This window comes from Bacillus sp. NPDC094077 (genome assembly GCF_050279465.1).
GTDB lineage: Bacteria > Bacillota > Bacilli > Bacillales > Bacillaceae_G > Bacillus_A.
The window spans coordinates 32,927-51,730 of the sequence record NZ_JBNNUF010000004.1; the positions used below are offsets into that span (position 1 = coordinate 32,927).

The following is an 18,804-nucleotide window of genomic DNA, read 5'->3' on the forward strand; positions in this document are numbered from 1 at the left end:
GAGGCTTGTTCAAAGGCGTAAAAAGCTTATTTATCCCCCTTTAAAATAGGATGAGTAGAAAAAAGTAAGAAATATAAAAAGCGAAGACAAATTTTCTTGTCTTCGCTTCTTGTATTTGTGTTTCAACGTATTGATTAAAACTAGATAAAAGGGTTACAATAGTGAATATTACCCTACTTGAACTTATTGCCTTTCATTATTAATTATTTGCCTTCCGTATTTTTTCCCTTTACCCATGTGAAAAGAGAATAACGTTAAAGTGTGGTGTCTGAATGAATTTGTCAATTGCAGCATTAGAAAACATGAAATTAAAAGAGTTATATGAGCTTGCGAAAGAATTTAAGATTTCGTATTATAGCAAGTTAACGAAAAAAGAGTTAATCTTTGCCATTTTAAAAGCTCGAGCAGAAAAAGAAGGTTTCTTTTTCATGGAAGGCGTATTAGAAATTATTCAATCAGAAGGATTTGGATTCCTACGTCCTATCAACTATTCTCCAAGCTCAGAAGATATTTATATCTCAGCTTCGCAAATTCGTCGTTTCGATTTACGTAATGGAGATAAGGTTTCTGGTAAAGTACGACCTCCGAAAGAAAATGAACGCTATTTTGGATTATTACAAGTTGAAGCTGTAAACGGAGATGATCCAGAATCAGCAAAAGAGCGTGTGCATTTCCCTGCATTAACACCATTATACCCAGATCGCCAAATGAAGTTGGAAACGGAACCGAAAAAGTTACCGACACGCATCATGGATTTAATCGCACCAGTTGGATTTGGACAACGTGGTTTAATTGTCGCGCCTCCAAAGGCTGGTAAAACAAGTCTATTAAAAGAAATCGCGCACAGTGTTACAACAAATCATCCGGAAGCAGAATTAATTGTACTTTTAATTGATGAGCGTCCAGAGGAAGTAACAGACATTGAACGTTCTGTTAAGGGAGATGTTGTAAGTTCTACTTTTGATGAAGTGCCAGAAAATCATATTAAAGTAGCTGAACTTGTGTTAGAACGTGCAATGCGTCTTGTAGAGCACAAAAAGGATGTTATTATTTTAATGGATAGTATTACCCGTTTAGCGCGAGCGTACAACCTTGTTATTCCGCCAAGTGGTAGAACACTATCGGGTGGTATCGACCCAGCTGCCTTCCATAGACCGAAGCGCTTCTTCGGAGCTGCGCGTAATATTGAAGAAGGCGGTAGCTTAACTATTTTAGCAACAGCCCTTGTTGATACAGGGTCTCGTATGGACGATGTCATTTACGAGGAGTTTAAAGGAACCGGAAATATGGAGCTTCATTTAGATCGCTCACTAGCTGAGCGTCGTATCTTCCCGGCGATTGATATTCGTCGTTCTGGTACACGTAAAGAAGACTTACTAATTCCGAAAGAACATTTAGACAAGCTGTGGGGTATTCGTAAAACAATGCGTGATACACCAGACTTTGTTGAAAGCTTCTTACGTAAACTTCGTCAAACGAAGACAAATGAAGAATTTTTACAAAACATTGTTGCAGACTCGAAAAGATATGTAACAACGAAGTAAAGGGAAAAGATTGGGACTCGCTTATTTTGTAGTAAGCGAGTTTTTTATACTGTTTAGGTGATGTTAAAGAGAGAAATAAGTGGAAGAACCTTAGCTGGTCAGAGCTGAACGAGCCAGCCTCCACGCTAAAGTAATATCCAGCTCCAGCGGCTAGAATCTCCGGTCATTTCGCTCTCTCGCCCGAAGCAAAAAGCGCTTCAAGGTCGAGAGCTTGAAGTGTCCTGGATTCTGGACGAGCCGCTTCTGCTTTTAAATTTAAAAAGACAAAAACAGGTAGTTGCAAAATGAAGTTAGCCTTGTTATAATTTCATCATATGTGTTTCATCAATATAGTTGTGTATGCAGCTGAAGATGAAAAACTCTGTTTCGAAAATGATTCAGGGCGGAAGGAGATGAAAAGAATGAAAGCAGGAATTCACCCAGATTACAAGAAAGTTGTATTCATGGACACAAACACAGGCTTCAAATTCTTAAGCGGATCTACTAGAGGATCTAACGAAACTGTTGAGTGGGAAGATGGTAACACTTATCCATTACTAAAAGTTGAGATCAGTTCTGATTCTCACCCATTCTACACTGGACGTCAGAAGTTTGCTACTGCAGACGGACGCGTTGACCGCTTCAATAAGAAATACGGTCTTAAGTAATAAAAACATAAAACAGGCAAGTGTATCTATTCGCTTGTCTGTTTTTTTTGCGAAAATATTATACCTTTACCCTACTTTTAAGTAAAAAGTAGATGAAAGGAGAGCTTCATGTACTTAATAAATCAAAACGGTTGGATTGAAGTAATTTGCGGTAGTATGTTTTCTGGCAAATCAGAGGAGCTTATCCGCCGTGTGCGCCGTACACAATTTGCGAAACAACATGCAATTGTATTTAAACCATGTATTGATAATCGCTATAGTGAAGAAGACGTTGTATCACATAACGGATTAAAGGTAAAAGCAGTTCCTGTTTCAGCTTCAAAAGATATATTTGAACATATCACAGAAGAGATGGATGTAATTGCAATCGATGAGGTGCAATTCTTTGATGGGGACATTGTGGAAGTGGTGCAAGTATTGGCAAATCGTGGCTATCGTGTCATTGTAGCTGGTTTAGACCAAGATTTCCGTGGTCTACCATTTGGACAAGTTCCTCAGCTGATGGCGATTGCTGAACATGTAACAAAACTACAAGCAGTATGTTCTGCATGTGGATCTCCAGCAAGTCGTACACAACGATTAATTAATGGAGAACCAGCGGCATTTGATGATCCGATTATTTTAGTTGGGGCTTCAGAATCGTATGAACCACGCTGTCGTCATTGTCATGCAGTTCCTACAAACAAAGATAAGTAAAACTCGCTGTGTAGGGCGGGTTTTTTTCAAAATAGAGGAAGAGCGGTGCGAGTCGCTCGCGCTTTTAAATATTATCTAGTTCCAGTGGCTAGCTCTTCGTATGTAAGAACCTTAGCTAGTCAGAGCTGGACAAGCCACCTACACTTTTAAAGATATTATCTAGCTCCAGCGACTAGACTCTCCGGTCATTTCGCTCTCTCGCTCGAAGCAAAAAACGCCTCAAGGTCGAGAGCTTGAAGTGCCCTGCGATTCTGAGTGAGCCGCTTGCGCTTTTAAATATAATTTGCGTTTTTTTGATTAAGTACCATATACTATTTGTATTAGATACTAGGATGTAGAGGTGAATGATGTGTTAGATCGTTTGCAAGCTGTAGAAAATCGTTATGAGAAGTTAAATGAATTGTTAAGCGACCCAGCGATTATTAGTGATTCAAATAAGCTTCGTGAATATTCAAAGGAACAATCTGATATACAAGAAACGGTAGAGGTGTACCGTGAGTACAAAGATGTTCGTGAGCAATTAAAAGATGCGAAAGCAATGTTAGAAGATAAGTTAGACGCAGAAATGCGTGAAATGGTAAAAGAAGAAGTTTCTGAGTTAGAATCACAAGAAAAAACATTATCAGAGCGTCTGAAAATTTTACTTGTTCCAAAAGACCCTAACGATGATAAGAACGTTATCGTTGAGGTTCGTGGGGCTGCTGGCGGTGATGAGGCAGCTTTATTCGCTGGTGATTTATACCGTATGTATAGCCGTTACGCTGAGGTACAAGGTTGGAAAACTGAAATTATTGAGGCGAGCTATACAGAATTAGGTGGATATAAAGAGATTATCTTTATGATTAATGGTAAAGGTGCTTTCGCGAAGTTGAAATTCGAGAATGGTGCTCACCGTGTTCAACGTGTTCCTGAAACGGAATCTGGCGGACGTATTCATACATCTACGGCAACTGTAGCTGTATTACCAGAAGCTGAAGAAGTTGAAATTGACATTCATGAAAAAGATGTTCGTGTTGATACGTTTGCTTCTAGTGGCCCTGGTGGACAAAGTGTTAATACAACAATGTCAGCAGTACGTTTAACGCATTTACCGACTGGTGTAGTTGTATCTTGTCAGGACGAGAAGTCACAAATTAAGAACAAAGAAAAAGCAATGAAAGTATTACGTGCACGTGTTTATGATAAATTTAGACAAGAAGCGCAAGCTGAATATGATCAAAACCGTAAGCAAGCTGTTGGTACAGGTGATCGTTCAGAGCGTATTCGTACGTATAATTTCCCGCAAAACCGTGTTACAGACCATCGAATCGGTTTAACGATTCAAAAGCTAGATCAAATCTTACAAGGTAAGTTAGATGATTTCATCAATGCCTTAGTGATGGAAGATCAGGCTCAAAAGATGGAGGCAGCTGAGTAATGCGTGTCTATGAAGCCCTGAAATGGGCTTCTTCTTTTTTACAGGAAAATGGACGAGATGAAAATGCGGGAGAAATTGTCCTTTGTCACGTATTAAAGATGAATAGAACAGGATTGCTCATGAATATGCGTGAAGAAATCACTGCGGAACAGGAGAGTAGTTTTGTAGAAGTTATCCAGAAGCACGTAGAAGGTATTCCAATTCAATATATGATTGGTTATGAAATGTTTTATGGGCGTTCGTTTTTTGTGAATGAAGAAGTCTTAATACCAAGACCGGAAACAGAGGAGCTTATAGTGGGTGTACTGGAGAGAATTGAGCGCCACTTCGATAATGAGAAACTGCATGTAGCAGATATCGGAACGGGTAGTGGAGCAATTTCTATTACGCTTGCTTTAGAAAATAAGGATCTTCATGTGTATACAGTAGATATTGCACAAGAATCGATTGACGTTGCGAAAGAAAATGCAAAAGCTTTAGGTGCAGAAGTAACATTCTATCATGGTGATTTATTATCGCCATTTTATAAATCTGGTCAAAAGTTAGATGTTGTTGTTTCCAATCCACCATATATACCAGAAGAAGACTGGCGAGGACTTTCTACTGTTGTAAAAGAACATGAACCGAAAAGAGCTCTTGTCGGTGGTGAAGATGGACTTGATTTCTATCGCCGTTTTATGGAAGAATTACCGAGCGTATTGCAGAAAAAAGCGATTGTGGCGTTTGAAATTGGAGTAGGACAAGGTGAAGATGTAAAGGCACTGCTACAACAAACTTTTCCGCATGCTAACGTTGAGGTTGTTCTTGATATTAATGGGAAAGATCGTATGGTATTTGCAGAGATGGAGTAAGGTTCGCACCTTACTCTATTTTTTTGTGAAAAAATTCATATAGATTTTGAATTTAATAGTTTAGAAAGGTAAAAGTCTGTCCACACTGTTTCTAGAAGGGACGGTGGAGGAAATGAAAAAACAAGTTATTGCTTATCTTCTTCTATTATTAATTGGTGCACAGTTACTTGTGCAGTTTGGATATATGAAAGCTGATGCGAAAGGACCTGCTGTTATTCCGAAAGAGGCCGTTCGATTACGAATTTTAGCTAATAGTGATTCAGATAAAGATCAGGCGTTAAAGCGTAAAGTGCGTGATGAAGTAAAAGCGCAAATTGATGGATGGGTAGCAGATTTAACGTCATTTGAAGAAGCGCAAAAAGTAATACAAAGTCACATTCCTGAAATTGAAAAAACAGTTGCAAATACATTGAAAAAAGAAGGAAGTAAAGAGTCATTTCAAGTGAAATTTAGTAAGAATGTAAAGTTTCCTACAAAGGTATATGGGAATTTTATTTATCCAGCGGGAGAATATGAAGCAGTACTTATTACGATTGGAAAAGGTGAAGGGGCGAACTGGTGGTGTGTGTTATTTCCACCGATGTGTTTCTTAGATTTTTCGAGTGGTACAGCTGTAAGAAAAGAAGAGCATGTTGTGAAGGCTGAATCTCCTGAAGAGGAGCAGGTGAAACAACCAGCTGAGGAAGTAGTAGATCCACAAGAAAAGAAAGAGGATAAGGTGAATGAAACGAAAGTTGTGAAACGAGAAGTAGCAAAAAAGGTAACAGCTTCTGAAAAGGAAGTAGTAAAAAATGAAACAAAAGTAGAAGAACAGTCTGTAAGTAAAGAAGAGACAAAAACTGTGGAAAAAGTGGAGAAACCTGTGGAGAAAAAACAGGGAAAACAAAATGAATATGTAAAAGTAGAAGAGGAAGAAGAAAAGCCAGAAGTTAAATTGTTTATTGTAGAAGCTTTTACATCTTTATTCTCTAAATAGTACTATTAATAAATCCCTCCTCATATATAAAAACGAGGAGGGATTTATTATGAAGAAGGTCTATTTTGCGACGAAAGCGGATGTGGAAAGATTACATTCTTTTTTCGGACAAGCTAATAAAAAAGATGATAAAATAAATGAGTTATACGCACAATTTATGATTTTGGAAGAGGCGGAAGAAATACGAGCTGTAATTGGTTATGAACAAAGTGGGGAAGATGTGCTTATTCGTTCTTGTTTATTCACACCAGGTGTGGATAAACAGACTTTCTTATATTTTTTTGAAATGTTTTTGCAGTATATGAAAGAAAAAAGTGTACAGCAATTGTACTTACTAACAAATCATCCACAATCTATGACGATCTTTCAGTTTTTTGGCTTTGCTACTATAGAAAAAGATGAGGTTCCAGAGGGGATTCAACAGTTAGAACATTTTTGTAAAAATATAAAAGAGCAGAATGCAATAATACTAAATTGTCAGCTATTCACAAAGTTATCCACGGATTAATTAGGTTTATCCACATTTTGTGGATAAACCTTGTTTGTCTTTTGGATAAATATCATAGTAAACTAAAAATAGACAAGTATTTCAGGGTAGAAAAGGACGTGGAAAAAAATGCATACAAATATGTGGGTTGTGGATAATGTTGTGGAAAGAAAAAAATATTATCCACAGTTACAAGAAGCAGCGAGATTATTAAGAGAAAATGAAGCGATTGCCTTCCCTACGGAAACGGTATATGGGCTAGGTGCGAACGCGATGAATGATGAAGCAATCGCGAAAATTTTTGAAGCAAAAGGGAGACCGAGTGATAATCCACTCATTGTCCACATAGGTACAAAATCGCAGTTAGATGGGATTGTAAAGGAAATTCCACCGGTTGCAGAGAAGTTAATGGAGCACTTTTGGCCAGGACCATTAACAATTATTTTGCCAAGAAAAGAAGGTATTTCAGAGAAGGTGACGGCAGGGCTTAATACGGTTGGAGTAAGAATGCCTGATCATCCAGTAGCACTTGCTCTTATTGAGGAAGCAAATGTACCTGTTGCAGCACCGAGTGCGAATCGTTCAGGGCGTCCAAGCCCAACGTTAGCTTCTCACGTATATGAAGATTTGAATGGGAAGATTGCAGGTATTGTTGATGGTGGTGCAACAGGAGTAGGTGTTGAATCAACTGTAATTGATTGTACGAGCACTGTTCCAACGATATTACGTCCAGGTGGGATTACGAAAGAACACTTGGAAGCGGTGATAGGTAATGTTTCTTTAGATCCAGCTTTAAAGGATGAGAAGGAAAAACCGAAATCACCTGGAATGAAATATACACATTATGCTCCGAAAGCGCCACTTAGTATTGTTGAAGGATCACGTGAGTTTATTCAGCGTATTGTGGATAAGAAAAAGGAAGAAGGATTCAAAGTAGGTGTATTAACGACAGAAGAGTACCAGCATATATATAGCGCGGATGTTGTATTATCTTGTGGTGTTCGAAGCGATTTAGCTAGTGTGGCGACTAAATTATATGATGTACTTAGAACATTTGATGCAAGTGACGTGGATGTTATTTTTAGTGAGTCATTCCCGAATGAAGGAATAGGGAATGCCATTATGAATCGATTAACAAAAGCGGCAGGACATCATATTATTACTGAACGATAAGGAACGATTAGCAAACAGAATATTTCTCCTCGGATAAGCATATTTTGAAGTAGCACGTCCGAGGAGGGACATGAATGACGTTTGAACAGCTAATACCTTTAATAATTATGGCATTCGCCTTAGGGATGGATGCGTTCTCGGTGAGTCTTGGTATGGGGATGGTGACCTTAAAGTTAAGACAAATCCTTTATATCGGTATGACGATAGGGATATTTCATATTATCATGCCATTTATAGGAATGGTATTGGGTCGTTTTTTATCAGAGAGGTATGGAGACATTGCACATTTTGCAGGTGCTATTTTATTAATTGGACTAGGATTTTATATTGTATATTCATCTATTTTGGAGAATGAAGAGGCTAGGACTGCACCTATTGGAATTAGTTTATTCGTATTTGCATTTGGCGTCAGTATAGATAGTTTCTCAGTAGGTCTTAGTCTTGGTATTTATGGGGCACAGACGATTATTGCGATATTACTTTTTGGATTTGTTAGCATGTTATTAGCATGGATTGGTTTATTAATTGGTAGACATGCGAAAGATATGCTTGGTACATATGGTGAGATAGTAGGTGGTGTCATTCTAGTTGGATTTGGATTACATCTCCTTTTTCCTATATAATTTTATGTAGGAGGGAATTATGGGTAAGTTACTGGAATGGTATGTTAAGTTTTTAACCTTCTTTCCTCGATGGCTAAGAAGACTTATTATTTGGGGTAGTATTTTACAAATTTCGATTTTAGGTTGGATTAAGTTAATTCGTAAATGGTAGGATAGTTCCTTTCTGTGCATGGCTTTGTTTGTACTATATTTATTGCACTAAAAATTACAGATATAGAAAGGATGAGATGAATGACGAGATTAAAGCAAGTTTTTGGTATTATTATTAGTTTTTTTGTTTTTTGGTTTAGCATGCTCGGTGTACAGATGTTTGCTGAGTTTTTAGATATTGAGTCATTGAAGTTTGTTGCCGGAAAAACGGAGGCAGCGCGTACTTTTTATTCTCCATACCCGTTTCTAATTGTTTTTCTTATTACATTGCTTTCCTTATACTTCTTAGTAATTAAGCTTGGGAAACCGAAAAAAGAGAAAATGCCTACTTTAGAGGAAAAGAAGGAAGCGTTACAATAATAAAATCCCCTGCTAAAAAGCAGGGGATTTTATGTTTAAGTGATGTAAGGAATCGGGCTGCCTTTGCGTTTAAATATATCTAGTTCCGGCGGCTAGAATGGTCGATGGCTTCACTTCTTCCTCCTCCCATTTGAACGAGCCGCTTCCGTCTTTAAATATATCCAGCTCCAGCGGCTAGAATCTCCGGTCATTTCGCTCTCTCGCTCGAAGCAAAAAGCGCTTCAAGGTCGAGAGCTTGAAGTGTCCTGCGATTCTGGACGAGCCACTTCCGTCTTTAAATAGGCCTTACTAGTTCAAATTGTTCTCCTAGTTTTGCGTAGTTGTGTCCTGCTAGACGGCTTACTGGTTTTAGTCCTTCGGCGTGAATGCGGCCATTTTCGTATAGGTGTTCTGCGACATGGAAACGAACGACGCGTCCAATTAATAGATCGCAAGCTGGTGAGTCTTCCGTTCCGCCAAGAGGAATCGCGCGTTCTAATACGCATTCCATTCGAATGTTTGCTTCTTTCACACCTGGAACGGAGATGACGTCACTTTCAATTGGTGTTAGTTTTGCTAATTCAATTTCACTCTCACTTGGTGGGAGATTAGCTGCTGTTTCGTTAATTGCCTCTACATATGATTCATCAGAAATATGTAAGACAAATTCCCCCTTTTCAATTGCATTTCGGGAAGTGTCCTTTCGTTTTCCTTCTTTTCGTTGTACGGAAACTGAAATAAGTGGTGGATTAGCGGCAACGATATTGAAATAACTATAGGGCGCTCCATTTAATACACCATCTTTTGTTACAGAAGTAACGAATGCTACGGGACGAGGGATGATACTCCCTGTAAGTAATTTGTAATTATCTTTTTCAGTTTGTTCGTTTGGATTAATGGATAACATGCTTGTAATCCCCTTTCTAAATATGAATACTTATTGTTTGTTTACAAGATACTAGTGGAAAACTCCTGCTGGAAATAATATTTTGTTACATAAAAAGAACTTACTTCAATCGAAATGAAGTAAGTTCCGTTCAAATAATCTCGAAATCGAGATAAAAATTAAAGTAAAACGTATGCACCAGGCCCGATTAAAGCGACACCAACAGCGACAGCGATTAACATTAAATTATATTCAAATCCGTTTTGTGTGATCCAGTAACCATTTTTTCCATGCACAGTGAAGATTGCCATTAACATTGTTCCTACGATAAATAAAGAACCAATTACAGTGAAAATACCTGATGCGAATAAGAAACCACCTAATAGTTCAGTTGCACCAGCCATAAATGCCATAAATACACCAGGGCGTAAACCGATTGATTCCATCCAGCCACCTGTTCCTTTTAAGCCATAACCACCGAACCAACCAAATAATTTTTGAGCACCATGACCCATGAATGTAATTCCTATAATAAGACGAATAATAAGAAGACCGATATCCATCATTTTAAAAAACCTCCTAAAAGTTATTAACTTATCTTATGTAAGTAATAATAAAATAGTTACTTACTTTAGTCAAGTGAATTTCAACAAAAATTTGAAATAAATTTTACAAATTAACAACAAAAAATAAAATGTAGTAAGGACCTCTAGACAAGTTTGGTGAAAAAAGAGAAAATATAAATAGAAGTTAACTTCTTATTGTTATTCAGACAATCAGAATTGACTGGAATTTTGTGAAGCGCTACAATAAGAGTCTATTAGTAATGACGTAATTTATTTCGAAAGCGTTTTTACAGTATAATATTCGAAGTATGAAGTCTTACATATATCCCGATCTTTACTAGGGATTGCCCTATAAACTTTTAGGTAAATTATAAGGAGGACTATCCTATGTTTAAAAAATTATTCGGTCTTGGTTCAAAAACAAATGAAGAAACAATCGTAGCTCCATTAACTGGAGCAGTGAAAAATATTGAAGAAGTACCAGATCCAGTATTCGCTGGTCGTATGATGGGTGACGGTGTTGCAATCGATCCTACTGAAGGTGTAGTTGTATCTCCAGTTGATGGTGAAATCGTACAATTATTCCACACAAAACATGCTATTGGAATTAAAGCGAAAAACGGTACAGAAATTTTAATCCACGTTGGATTAGAAACTGTAAAAATGGAAGGCGAAGGTTTCGAAGCTCACGTTTCTGAAGGCCAAGCTGTAAAAGCTGGAGATAAGTTAATCTCATTTGACTTAGAATTAATTCGTGAAAAAGCGAAAAGCACAATTACTCCAATCGTTATTACAAACACAGATGCAGCTGAGTCTATTAAGACAACTATAGGTGTAACAGCTACAAAAGGTTCAACAGAAGTAATGAAAGTTACAATGAAATAATTTTTAAAAAAGGAATTTGTTTCATATGAAATGGATTCCTTTTTTGTTTTGTGATCTACTCGTTATATATGTTAAAATATGCTAGGCACTTGGAAATAGGGTTTCACATATATGTGGATAGGCGCATTTTTCTTAGAGAAATGCGCCTTTTGTATATTCACATTTCTTTTGTTCTATCCTAATGTCAGCTATTATTAAAGGGAAAAGATACAATATAAGGGGTGGGTTTAGATGAAACGAGTGTTATTTGTTTGCACTGGAAATACATGTCGTAGTCCGATGGCTGAGGCATTACTTCGTCATCACGGAGAAGGTAAGTTTGAAGTGCAATCTGCTGGTGTTTTCGCCTATCCTGGAAGCGATGCGTCAGTTTATGCGAAAGAAGCACTCATTGAAAAAGGAATTTCAATCGATCATGCTTCAAAGCAGATAAATGAAGCGCTGCTTGATTGGGCTGATATTGTAGTAACGATGACAGAAAATCATAAGGAAATTGTACTTGGGCATTATCCTAATATTGAAAAGAAAGTGTATACACTTTATGGGTTAACTGAAGGTGTAAGTAAGGATATTTCCGATCCGTTTGGAGGTTCTCTTTCTATTTATAAGGAAACATTAAAAGAGATGGAAGGTCTTGTACAAACTTTATTGAAAAAACATTCAGAAGGCTGATGTTTCGTGTATAATACGATATTGGAGAGCATTTCGCACCAGTAAGATAGTGGAATGTATGATGAAGAGAATGGATTGAAACTTTGGAGGGGTAAAAATGAAAGTAGTAGTAGCATCTGATCACGGCGGTATGAATATCCGTAAAGAACTTGTAAGTTTATTAGAAGAGTTAAATATTGAATATATTGATTTAGGTTGTGAATGTGAAGCTGGTTCTGTTGATTACCCTGATTTTGCGTTTCCGGCAGCAGAAATGGTAGCGAATGGTGAAGTAGATCGTGGTATTTTAGTTTGTGGGACAGGCATTGGTATGTCAATCGCAGCAAACAAAGTAAATGGTATTCGTTGTGCATTAGTTCATGATACTTTCAGCGCGAAAGCAACGAGAGAGCATAATGACACTAACATGTTAGCAATGGGCGAGCGCGTAATTGGATCTGGACTGGCGCGTGATATCGCAAAAATTTGGTTAACAACTGACTATGAAGGTGGTCGTCACGAAAACCGCGTAGGAAAAATTAAAACGTACGAAGCGAAGTAATAGATTCTAACTAGAAGTAGTGTGAAATATAATTTGGTGAACCAACCTGTGAAAGGAAGAGGCGTAATGACAGAAATCGTAAAGGTAAGAGAACAGCTACAAATGTCGCTTTCTGATTTCCAAGAACAAGCTTCATTACAAAGTGGTCAAATTTTTGTAGTGGGATGTAGCACGAGCGAAGTGCTAGGAGAAAGAATTGGAACTTCAGGAACGATGGAAGTAGCGGAAGCGATTTTTTCTGAGTTAAAACAATTTCAAGAGCAAACAGGTATCGAATTGGCTTTTCAATGTTGTGAGCATTTAAATCGTGCTTTAGTTGTTGAGAGAAATGTAGCGATGAAGTATCAATTTGAAATTGTAACAGTTACGCCTGTTAGATCAGCAGGTGGTGCATTAGCAACGTATGCGTATCACAATTTTAAAGATCCGGTAGTAATTGAGTTTATTAAAGCAGACGCAGGAATGGATATTGGCGATACATTTATCGGTATGCATTTAAAGCATGTAGCTGTTCCGGTTCGTACAAGTGTGAAGGAAATTGGAAGTGCGCATGTAACGATGGCGAAAACACGTGGGAAACTAATTGGTGGAGCACGTGCTGTTTATGCGGCGAATGAAGAAACTGTCACTTGCCGTTAAAGATGAAAAATTAGGAAGTCATATAAAAGCTTTATATCTTAAGGGAAAGGTATGTAGTCTGACCTTATGATATAAGAAAGAAAAGACCGATTTTCGGTCTTTTTTTTCTTTAATGATATAGAAAGTCATGTTAGAATGTAGTTGAAAACATGAAGGTTCGAAAGAATTACAACCTGAATTTTCGTTTTTTCTGGATAAATAAGAAAAAACTATTGGGAATCGATGTAATTCGTTCAGAAAAGGGGGATTTTGGTGGATCATTTAAAACGTCAAGATGAAAAGGTATTTGCTGCAATTGAGGCAGAACTAGGAAGACAGCGTTCAAAGATTGAGTTAATTGCTTCAGAAAACTTCGTAAGTGAAGCAGTAATGGAAGCGCAAGGTTCTGTTTTAACGAATAAGTATGCTGAAGGATATCCTGGAAAACGTTACTATGGTGGTTGTGAACACGTAGACGTAGTAGAAGATATCGCACGTGATCGCGTAAAAGAAATTTTCGGCGCAGAACACGTAAATGTTCAACCGCATTCTGGTGCACAAGCGAACATGGCAGTATACTTCACAATTTTAGAGCAAGGCGATACAGTACTTGGTATGAATTTATCTCATGGTGGTCACTTAACACACGGAAGCCCTGTTAACTTCAGTGGAGTACAATATAATTTCGTAGAATATGGCGTGGATGCTGAATCTCACCGTATTAATTACGATGATGTATTAGCAAAAGCGAAAGAACATAAACCAAAATTAATCGTTGCAGGTGCAAGTGCATACCCTCGTGTTATCGATTTCAAACGGTTCCGTGAGATTGCAGATGAAGTGGGCGCATACTTAATGGTTGATATGGCACATATCGCTGGTTTAGTAGCAGCTGGTTTACATCCAAACCCAGTACCACATGCACATTTCGTTACAACAACAACACATAAAACATTACGTGGTCCACGTGGTGGTATGATTTTATGTGAAGAGCAATTTGCAAAACAAATTGATAAATCAATCTTCCCTGGTATTCAAGGTGGCCCACTTATGCACGTAATTGCTGCAAAAGCTGTTGCATTTGGTGAAGCACTACAAGACGAGTTTAAAACATATGCACAAAATATCATTAACAATGCGCACCGCTTAGCTGAAGGACTTCAAAAAGAAGGACTTACACTTGTTTCTGGTGGAACAGACAATCACTTAATCTTGATTGATGTTCGTAACTTAGAAATTACAGGTAAAGTAGCAGAGCATGTATTAGATGAAGTTGGTATTACAGTGAACAAAAATACAATTCCATTTGAAACAGCAAGCCCATTTGTAACAAGTGGTGTACGTATCGGTACAGCAGCTGTAACATCTCGTGGTTTCGGCTTAGAAGAAATGGATGAAATTGCTGCAATTATTGCTCATACATTAAAAAATCATGAGAACGAAGCTGCATTAGAAGAAGCACGTAAGCGTGTAGAAGCGTTAACGAGCAAGTTCCCAATGTATACAGATCTATAATAGATTGAGAAAGACTGCTGAGACGTAATTGTTTCAGTAGTCTTTTTTTGTGGACATATATTGTTTTTAAAGTATGTATACAAATAATGAATAAATTTTGGCGATATAATGAAGGATACGGCTCCCATAATTGGTAAAGATACTAGATAGATTCATTGTAAAATCATGATTTTGCCAAATTTGCCCTTGAATATTAGTAGCGTTTTCTTTACAATCGTAAATAGTGTAAAAAAGCGTGCAAACGCATGAATATCATCTAAAGGAGAGATTCACATGGGAAAACTGTATGTATTTGATCACCCGTTAATTCAACATAAGATTACATATATTCGCGATAAGAATACAGGTACGAAAGATTTTCGTGAATTAGTGGACGAAGTAGCAAGCTTAATGGCTTTCGAAATTACTCGCGACCTTCCACTTAAAGACATTGAAATTGAAACACCTGTAAGCAAAGCGACAACAAAAGTGATCGCTGGTAAAAAACTTGGTTTAATTCCGATTTTACGTGCAGGTTTAGGAATGGTTGATGGGATTCTGAAATTAATTCCAGCAGCAAAAGTAGGACACGTTGGTTTATACCGTGATCCAGAAACATTGCAACCGGTAGAATACTATGTGAAACTTCCAACGGATGTAGAAGAGCGTGACTTTATCGTACTAGATCCGATGCTAGCGACAGGTGGTTCTGCAGCTGAAGCAATTAACTCTCTGAAAAAGCGCGGTGCAAAACAAATTAAATTAATGTGTATCGTTGCAGCTCCAGAAGGGGTAAAAGTAGTACAAGAAGAACATCCTGATGTTGATATTTATGTAGCGGCATTAGATGAAAAATTAAATGACCACGGCTATGTAGTACCAGGTCTTGGTGATGCTGGCGACCGTTTATTCGGAACGAAGTAAGACAACTGACGAGAGGGGATTTCCCTCTCGTTTTTTTGTGCCTCGAGTAGGCAGGGGAGGGGGATAAATATACATCGTATATACAACATAAGTTACATACACATCACATATAATATAGAAGTCTTACGTCTAGGGAGCACTATATTATGGAAGGAAAGCGTTATATCGTAAAAATATAATAGTGACAAACTTGTGAACAATTTCTTCTATTATAAAGAGAAAACTGTTAGAAGTTGCATATTTCTAACCAGTATTTAGAAGGGGAACGTTTTCATTTTTGGGAGGAAATACCTAATACTCAAATTTTTTGATTTTTTACGATTTCTCGTTGACACTGTTAATACCCTATTGTATGCTAACAACGGGGATAGATGGTAGGGCTTTCAGTGACAAAATTACATCTATTCCGTGACGAAAATGTAAACTTTTTATTTTGTATAGGATTTATGCAAAAAAATGAGTTATTATTAACACATCGTGAATGAGGGTTACATATTGGAGGGATGAATCCTTGCAAAAAAACGATCGCAGCCATATAAAAGCTTATGCTTTAATGTCAGGAATTCTTGCTCAGTTAGTCGGTTCTATACTTGTTGGAATCTTTGGTGGGCAGTGGATTGATAATAAGGTTGGAACGTTTCCATTGTTTCTTATTATAGGGTTATTACTCGGTTTAGGAACAGGGGTATACGCAATGATTCGACTCATTCGACATTACTATTCGGGAGAGCAATGATGATAGACGTACATGGACTTGTCCAAAGACAAAAGAAATATATGTACTACTTGCTTGCGCTTCTAGTGCTAGGATGGGGCTTTACCTCTTACAAGGATGTATTTCTTGGGCTGATTATCGGAACGATTTTCAGTTTTCTTAGTTTGCGCATCATTGCACGTAGAACAGACAAGCTGTTAGATCGCGTAACAAATGGAGAAAACGTGAAGTTTAAGGCAACAGCGGTAAGTACATATTCAAGGTTCGCCACGATTGGGTTATTAATTTTATTTGCAGCCAAATATCAAGAGTTAATCGCGATGTGGGGCTTAGGTGTAGGATTGCTGACAGGATACCTTGTCATGATCATAGATTTTCTTTATTTAGAGTATAAGAGCAGGGAAGAGAGGTGAATTACTAGTGGAACACGGTAAATTAGTTGAATTTCTAGGTTTAACGTTCGATTTGTCATCAGTTATGATGGTTACTGTAGCAGCAGTTATTGTTTTCTTAATCGCTGTTATCGGAACTCGCAGCTTAGCTCTTCGCCCAACAGGAATGCAAAACTTCATGGAATGGGTGTTTGACTTCGTGAAAGGGATTATCAATAGTACGATGGACTGGAAAACAGGTGGACGTTTCTTAACGCTTGGCGTTACGCTTATCATGTTTATCATCGTATCGAACTTCCTTGGTTTACCATTCATGTATTCAGCAACTGAAGCTGGCGAACATATTGCATGGTGGAGATCACCAACGTCTGATCCAGCAGTTACATTAACATTAGCCGTGATGGTAGTTACCCTCACCCATTATTATGGAATTAAGATGAAGGGTACGAAAGAATACGTTAAAGGTTATTTCCAACCGATGAAATTCTTATTCCCATTAAAGGTTATTGAGGAGTTTGCTAACACATTAACGTTAGGTCTTCGTCTATTCGGTAACATTTACGCAGGTGAAATCCTGTTAGGATTACTTGCTAAGTTAGGCGGGGCATCAGTTCTTGGAGCATTAGGTGCGCTTGTACCAATGTTAGCATGGATGGGATTCAGTGTATTCGTTGGTTCAATCCAGGCATTTATTTTCGTAATGTTAACGATGGTTTATATGGCTCATAAAGTAAGCCATGACCATTAATATAATTTAAGTAAGAAAAAATTTATTTTTTTATAATACAAAGGAGGACAAATTAAATGAGTTTAGGTGTAATCGCAGCTGCAATTGCAATTGGTTTATCAGCATTAGGTGCAGGTATTGGTAACGGTCTTATCGTATCACGTACAATCGAAGGTGTTGCTCGTCAACCAGAATTAAAAGGCGCACTTCAAACAATTATGTTCATCGGGGTTGCTTTAGTTGAGGCACTTCCAATCATCGGTGTAGTTATTGCATTCATCGTAATGAACAAATAAGGGAGACTCCCCTTACATAGATGGCGAAGAGTGTTTTTCCGAACTTTCTTCGCCATTGCTTTATGAATGAAATGTATGTCTTTTTTTTTCATATAGTCAATTTAGAAATCTCGAAGGGAGTGAATCCTTGTGCCAACTTTATTATTAGGAGCTGCCATTCCGTTTGGAACGATTGCTTATACACTATTCGTGTTCCTAGTTTTATTAGTAATGCTACGCAAATTTGCGTGGGGTCCTTTAATGGGCATTATGAAAGAACGTGAAGAGCATGTTACTAATGAAATCGACGCTGCTGAAAGAAGTAATGCAGAAGCGAAAAAATTAGTAGAAGAACAACGTGAAATGTTAAAACAGTCACGTGTTGAAGCACAAGAGTTAATCGAAAGAGCGAAAAAGCAAGCTGTAGATCAAAAAGATGGTATTGTTGCTGCTGCGAAAGAAGAAGCAGAATCAATTAAAGCATCTGCTGTACAAGAAATTCAACGCGAAAAAGAGCAAGCAATTGCTGCTTTACAAGAACAAGTCGCTTCTTTATCTGTTCAAATTGCTTCTAAAGTAATTGAAAAAGAATTAAAAGAAGAAGATCAAGTGAAGTTAATTCGCGATTATATTAAAGAAGTAGGAGAAGCGCGATGAGCAATGGGATTGTAGCAAAACGTTATGCTGTCGCTCTTTTTAAAATTGCAAAAGAAAAACACGTATTAGAAATGTTTGAAGAGGAATTACGCCTTGTACAAAACGTTTATGAAAAAAACGGAGAACTACATAGCTTTTTAACACAACCGAACATTTCAAAAGAGCAGAAGAAAACGTTTCTTGCAAACGTATTCGGATCTGTTTCTGAATCTATTTTAAATACGTTATATATTTTAATTGATAACAAGCGTATTGATATCCTACCTGAAATTGCAAATGAATATGTTGTTCTTGCTAATGAAGAACGTAACGTAGCAGATGCAACTGTATATTCTATTCGTCTTCTTTCAGAAGAAGAAAAGCTTAACATCGCAGAAGCATTTGCAAAGAAAACAGGAAAAGATGCCATTCGCGTGAAAAATGTTGTAGATGAAGATTTACTAGGCGGCATTAAAGTACGTATTGGAAATCGCATTTATGACGGAAGTTTACAAGGAAAATTAGCACGTATTCAGCGTGAACTAATGAAGAATAGATAGGGGTGAAGCA

The 18,804-nt window shown here is 37.6% G+C and carries 26 protein-coding genes; 24 read left to right on the forward strand and 2 right to left on the reverse strand.

From position 1 onward, the window contains the following. Positions 1-272: 272 nt before the first annotated feature. From rho to ACQKNR_RS11980, 11 genes are all read left to right on the forward strand, one after another. Positions 273-1,544, forward strand: coding sequence for a transcription termination factor Rho (gene rho, locus ACQKNR_RS11930; RefSeq protein ID WP_001053899.1), 1,272 nt, complete (start codon positions 273-275; stop codon positions 1,542-1,544). 401 nt (positions 1,545-1,945) lie between these two features. Next, a complete protein-coding gene (locus ACQKNR_RS11935; protein WP_000643437.1) occupies positions 1,946-2,191 on the forward strand; it encodes a type B 50S ribosomal protein L31 in 246 nt (81 codons plus the stop codon). A 108-nt stretch (positions 2,192-2,299) separates the two neighbouring features. Beyond that, positions 2,300-2,887, forward strand: coding sequence for a thymidine kinase (locus ACQKNR_RS11940; RefSeq protein ID WP_193412691.1), 588 nt, complete (start codon positions 2,300-2,302; stop codon positions 2,885-2,887). Between the two features lie 349 nt (positions 2,888-3,236). After that, positions 3,237-4,304 carry a peptide chain release factor 1 gene (gene prfA, locus ACQKNR_RS11945; protein ID WP_427318432.1) on the forward strand — a complete coding sequence of 356 codons (1,068 nt, stop codon included), beginning with the start codon at positions 3,237-3,239 and terminating at the stop codon, positions 4,302-4,304. Next, positions 4,304-5,155, forward strand: coding sequence for a peptide chain release factor N(5)-glutamine methyltransferase (gene prmC / locus ACQKNR_RS11950; protein ID WP_427318045.1), 852 nt, complete (start codon positions 4,304-4,306; stop codon positions 5,153-5,155). Before prfA ends, prmC begins: the two co-directional genes overlap by 1 nt. Before the next feature lie 112 nt (positions 5,156-5,267). Continuing rightward, positions 5,268-6,131 (forward strand): stage II sporulation protein R, encoded by an 864-nt coding sequence (spoIIR, locus tag ACQKNR_RS11955; protein WP_427318047.1) that lies wholly within the window; start codon positions 5,268-5,270, stop codon positions 6,129-6,131. Positions 6,132-6,180: 49 nt separating this feature from the next. After that, on the forward strand, positions 6,181-6,639 hold the full coding sequence (locus ACQKNR_RS11960) for a mechanosensitive ion channel protein (RefSeq protein ID WP_427318049.1): 459 nt from the start codon (positions 6,181-6,183) through the stop codon (positions 6,637-6,639). Positions 6,640-6,747: 108 nt separating this feature from the next. Then, positions 6,748-7,791, forward strand: a complete 1,044-nt coding sequence (locus tag ACQKNR_RS11965) for an L-threonylcarbamoyladenylate synthase (protein ID WP_427318051.1) — start codon at positions 6,748-6,750, stop codon at positions 7,789-7,791. 74 nt (positions 7,792-7,865) lie between these two features. Continuing rightward, positions 7,866-8,414: a manganese efflux pump MntP family protein gene (locus ACQKNR_RS11970; protein WP_427318053.1), complete on the forward strand. Its 549-nt coding sequence runs from the start codon at positions 7,866-7,868 to the stop codon at positions 8,412-8,414. A gap of 19 nt (positions 8,415-8,433) precedes the next feature. Beyond that, positions 8,434-8,565 carry a hypothetical protein gene (locus tag ACQKNR_RS11975; RefSeq protein WP_427318055.1) on the forward strand — a complete coding sequence of 44 codons (132 nt, stop codon included), beginning with the start codon at positions 8,434-8,436 and terminating at the stop codon, positions 8,563-8,565. A gap of 80 nt (positions 8,566-8,645) precedes the next feature. Continuing rightward, positions 8,646-8,924 carry a DUF3935 domain-containing protein gene (locus tag ACQKNR_RS11980; protein WP_193412697.1) on the forward strand — a complete coding sequence of 93 codons (279 nt, stop codon included), beginning with the start codon at positions 8,646-8,648 and terminating at the stop codon, positions 8,922-8,924. A 274-nt stretch (positions 8,925-9,198) separates the two neighbouring features. On the opposite strand, the gene ACQKNR_RS11985 is transcribed toward ACQKNR_RS11980, so the two are convergent. Beyond that, complete coding sequence (locus ACQKNR_RS11985; RefSeq protein WP_427318057.1) at positions 9,199-9,810, reverse strand: flavin reductase family protein; 612 nt, start codon at positions 9,808-9,810, stop codon at positions 9,199-9,201. A gap of 158 nt (positions 9,811-9,968) precedes the next feature. Beyond that, positions 9,969-10,355 carry a DoxX family protein gene (locus tag ACQKNR_RS11990; protein WP_427318059.1) on the reverse strand — a complete coding sequence of 129 codons (387 nt, stop codon included), beginning with the start codon at positions 10,353-10,355 and terminating at the stop codon, positions 9,969-9,971. 387 nt (positions 10,356-10,742) lie between these two features. Here ACQKNR_RS11990 and ACQKNR_RS11995 point away from each other — a divergent pair, with 387 nt between their 5' ends. From ACQKNR_RS11995 to atpH, 13 genes are all read left to right on the forward strand, one after another. Beyond that, positions 10,743-11,240 (forward strand): PTS sugar transporter subunit IIA, encoded by a 498-nt coding sequence (locus tag ACQKNR_RS11995; RefSeq protein WP_000473664.1) that lies wholly within the window; start codon positions 10,743-10,745, stop codon positions 11,238-11,240. Positions 11,241-11,471: 231 nt separating this feature from the next. Next, positions 11,472-11,912, forward strand: coding sequence for a low molecular weight protein arginine phosphatase (locus tag ACQKNR_RS12000; protein WP_193412700.1), 441 nt, complete (start codon positions 11,472-11,474; stop codon positions 11,910-11,912). 97 nt (positions 11,913-12,009) lie between these two features. Then, positions 12,010-12,453, forward strand: a complete 444-nt coding sequence (gene rpiB / locus ACQKNR_RS12005; protein ID WP_427318062.1) for a ribose 5-phosphate isomerase B — start codon at positions 12,010-12,012, stop codon at positions 12,451-12,453. Positions 12,454-12,501: 48 nt separating this feature from the next. Beyond that, positions 12,502-13,092 carry a TIGR01440 family protein gene (locus ACQKNR_RS12010; protein ID WP_427318064.1) on the forward strand — a complete coding sequence of 197 codons (591 nt, stop codon included), beginning with the start codon at positions 12,502-12,504 and terminating at the stop codon, positions 13,090-13,092. Positions 13,093-13,344: 252 nt separating this feature from the next. Further along, the gene (glyA, locus tag ACQKNR_RS12015) at positions 13,345-14,586 is read left to right on the forward strand and encodes a serine hydroxymethyltransferase (protein WP_427318066.1); all 1,242 of its coding nucleotides are present in this window, start codon (positions 13,345-13,347) and stop codon (positions 14,584-14,586) included. 273 nt (positions 14,587-14,859) lie between these two features. Continuing rightward, positions 14,860-15,489, forward strand: a complete 630-nt coding sequence (gene upp, locus ACQKNR_RS12020) for a uracil phosphoribosyltransferase (RefSeq protein ID WP_000517536.1) — start codon at positions 14,860-14,862, stop codon at positions 15,487-15,489. 371 nt (positions 15,490-15,860) lie between these two features. Beyond that, positions 15,861-15,974, forward strand: a complete 114-nt coding sequence (locus tag ACQKNR_RS12025; RefSeq protein ID WP_000232962.1) for a DUF4024 domain-containing protein — start codon at positions 15,861-15,863, stop codon at positions 15,972-15,974. 26 nt (positions 15,975-16,000) lie between these two features. Beyond that, on the forward strand, positions 16,001-16,225 hold the full coding sequence (locus ACQKNR_RS12030) for an AtpZ/AtpI family protein (protein WP_001171223.1): 225 nt from the start codon (positions 16,001-16,003) through the stop codon (positions 16,223-16,225). After that, positions 16,225-16,617: an ATP synthase subunit I gene (locus ACQKNR_RS12035; RefSeq protein ID WP_000567600.1), complete on the forward strand. Its 393-nt coding sequence runs from the start codon at positions 16,225-16,227 to the stop codon at positions 16,615-16,617. The genes ACQKNR_RS12030 and ACQKNR_RS12035 overlap by 1 nt, the downstream gene beginning before the upstream one ends. A gap of 7 nt (positions 16,618-16,624) precedes the next feature. Next, a complete protein-coding gene (gene atpB / locus ACQKNR_RS12040; RefSeq protein ID WP_000399871.1) occupies positions 16,625-17,344 on the forward strand; it encodes a F0F1 ATP synthase subunit A in 720 nt (239 codons plus the stop codon). A 56-nt stretch (positions 17,345-17,400) separates the two neighbouring features. Further along, on the forward strand, positions 17,401-17,619 hold the full coding sequence (atpE, locus tag ACQKNR_RS12045; protein ID WP_000052064.1) for a F0F1 ATP synthase subunit C: 219 nt from the start codon (positions 17,401-17,403) through the stop codon (positions 17,617-17,619). A gap of 129 nt (positions 17,620-17,748) precedes the next feature. Continuing rightward, positions 17,749-18,255 (forward strand): F0F1 ATP synthase subunit B, encoded by a 507-nt coding sequence (gene atpF / locus ACQKNR_RS12050; protein ID WP_193412704.1) that lies wholly within the window; start codon positions 17,749-17,751, stop codon positions 18,253-18,255. Beyond that, positions 18,252-18,794 (forward strand): F0F1 ATP synthase subunit delta, encoded by a 543-nt coding sequence (gene atpH, locus ACQKNR_RS12055; protein ID WP_427318069.1) that lies wholly within the window; start codon positions 18,252-18,254, stop codon positions 18,792-18,794. The genes atpF and atpH overlap by 4 nt, the downstream gene beginning before the upstream one ends. Positions 18,795-18,804: the final 10 nt, after the last annotated feature.

Excerpts from the sequence above, each read along its gene's own strand:
- rho (WP_001053899.1), top strand. The coding sequence starts at position 273 with ATGAATTTGTCAATTGCAGCATTAGAAAACATGAAATTAAAAGAGTTA.
- ACQKNR_RS11935 (WP_000643437.1), top strand. The coding sequence starts at position 1,946 with ATGAAAGCAGGAATTCACCCAGATTACAAGAAAGTTGTATTCATGGAC.
- ACQKNR_RS11940 (WP_193412691.1), top strand. The coding sequence starts at position 2,300 with ATGTACTTAATAAATCAAAACGGTTGGATTGAAGTAATTTGCGGTAGT.
- prmC (WP_427318045.1), top strand. The coding sequence starts at position 4,304 with ATGCGTGTCTATGAAGCCCTGAAATGGGCTTCTTCTTTTTTACAGGAA.
- spoIIR (WP_427318047.1), top strand. The coding sequence starts at position 5,268 with ATGAAAAAACAAGTTATTGCTTATCTTCTTCTATTATTAATTGGTGCA.
- ACQKNR_RS11960 (WP_427318049.1), top strand. The coding sequence starts at position 6,181 with ATGAAGAAGGTCTATTTTGCGACGAAAGCGGATGTGGAAAGATTACAT.
- ACQKNR_RS11965 (WP_427318051.1), top strand. The coding sequence starts at position 6,748 with ATGCATACAAATATGTGGGTTGTGGATAATGTTGTGGAAAGAAAAAAA.
- ACQKNR_RS11970 (WP_427318053.1), top strand. The coding sequence starts at position 7,866 with ATGACGTTTGAACAGCTAATACCTTTAATAATTATGGCATTCGCCTTA.
- ACQKNR_RS11975 (WP_427318055.1), top strand. The coding sequence starts at position 8,434 with ATGGGTAAGTTACTGGAATGGTATGTTAAGTTTTTAACCTTCTTTCCT.
- ACQKNR_RS11980 (WP_193412697.1), top strand. The coding sequence starts at position 8,646 with ATGACGAGATTAAAGCAAGTTTTTGGTATTATTATTAGTTTTTTTGTT.
- ACQKNR_RS11985 (WP_427318057.1), bottom strand. The coding sequence starts at position 9,810 with ATGTTATCCATTAATCCAAACGAACAAACTGAAAAAGATAATTACAAA.
- ACQKNR_RS11990 (WP_427318059.1), bottom strand. The coding sequence starts at position 10,355 with ATGATGGATATCGGTCTTCTTATTATTCGTCTTATTATAGGAATTACA.
- ACQKNR_RS11995 (WP_000473664.1), top strand. The coding sequence starts at position 10,743 with ATGTTTAAAAAATTATTCGGTCTTGGTTCAAAAACAAATGAAGAAACA.
- ACQKNR_RS12000 (WP_193412700.1), top strand. The coding sequence starts at position 11,472 with ATGAAACGAGTGTTATTTGTTTGCACTGGAAATACATGTCGTAGTCCG.
- rpiB (WP_427318062.1), top strand. The coding sequence starts at position 12,010 with ATGAAAGTAGTAGTAGCATCTGATCACGGCGGTATGAATATCCGTAAA.
- upp (WP_000517536.1), top strand. The coding sequence starts at position 14,860 with ATGGGAAAACTGTATGTATTTGATCACCCGTTAATTCAACATAAGATT.
- ACQKNR_RS12025 (WP_000232962.1), top strand. The coding sequence starts at position 15,861 with ATGGTAGGGCTTTCAGTGACAAAATTACATCTATTCCGTGACGAAAAT.
- ACQKNR_RS12035 (WP_000567600.1), top strand. The coding sequence starts at position 16,225 with ATGATAGACGTACATGGACTTGTCCAAAGACAAAAGAAATATATGTAC.
- atpE (WP_000052064.1), top strand. The coding sequence starts at position 17,401 with ATGAGTTTAGGTGTAATCGCAGCTGCAATTGCAATTGGTTTATCAGCA.
- atpH (WP_427318069.1), top strand. The coding sequence starts at position 18,252 with ATGAGCAATGGGATTGTAGCAAAACGTTATGCTGTCGCTCTTTTTAAA.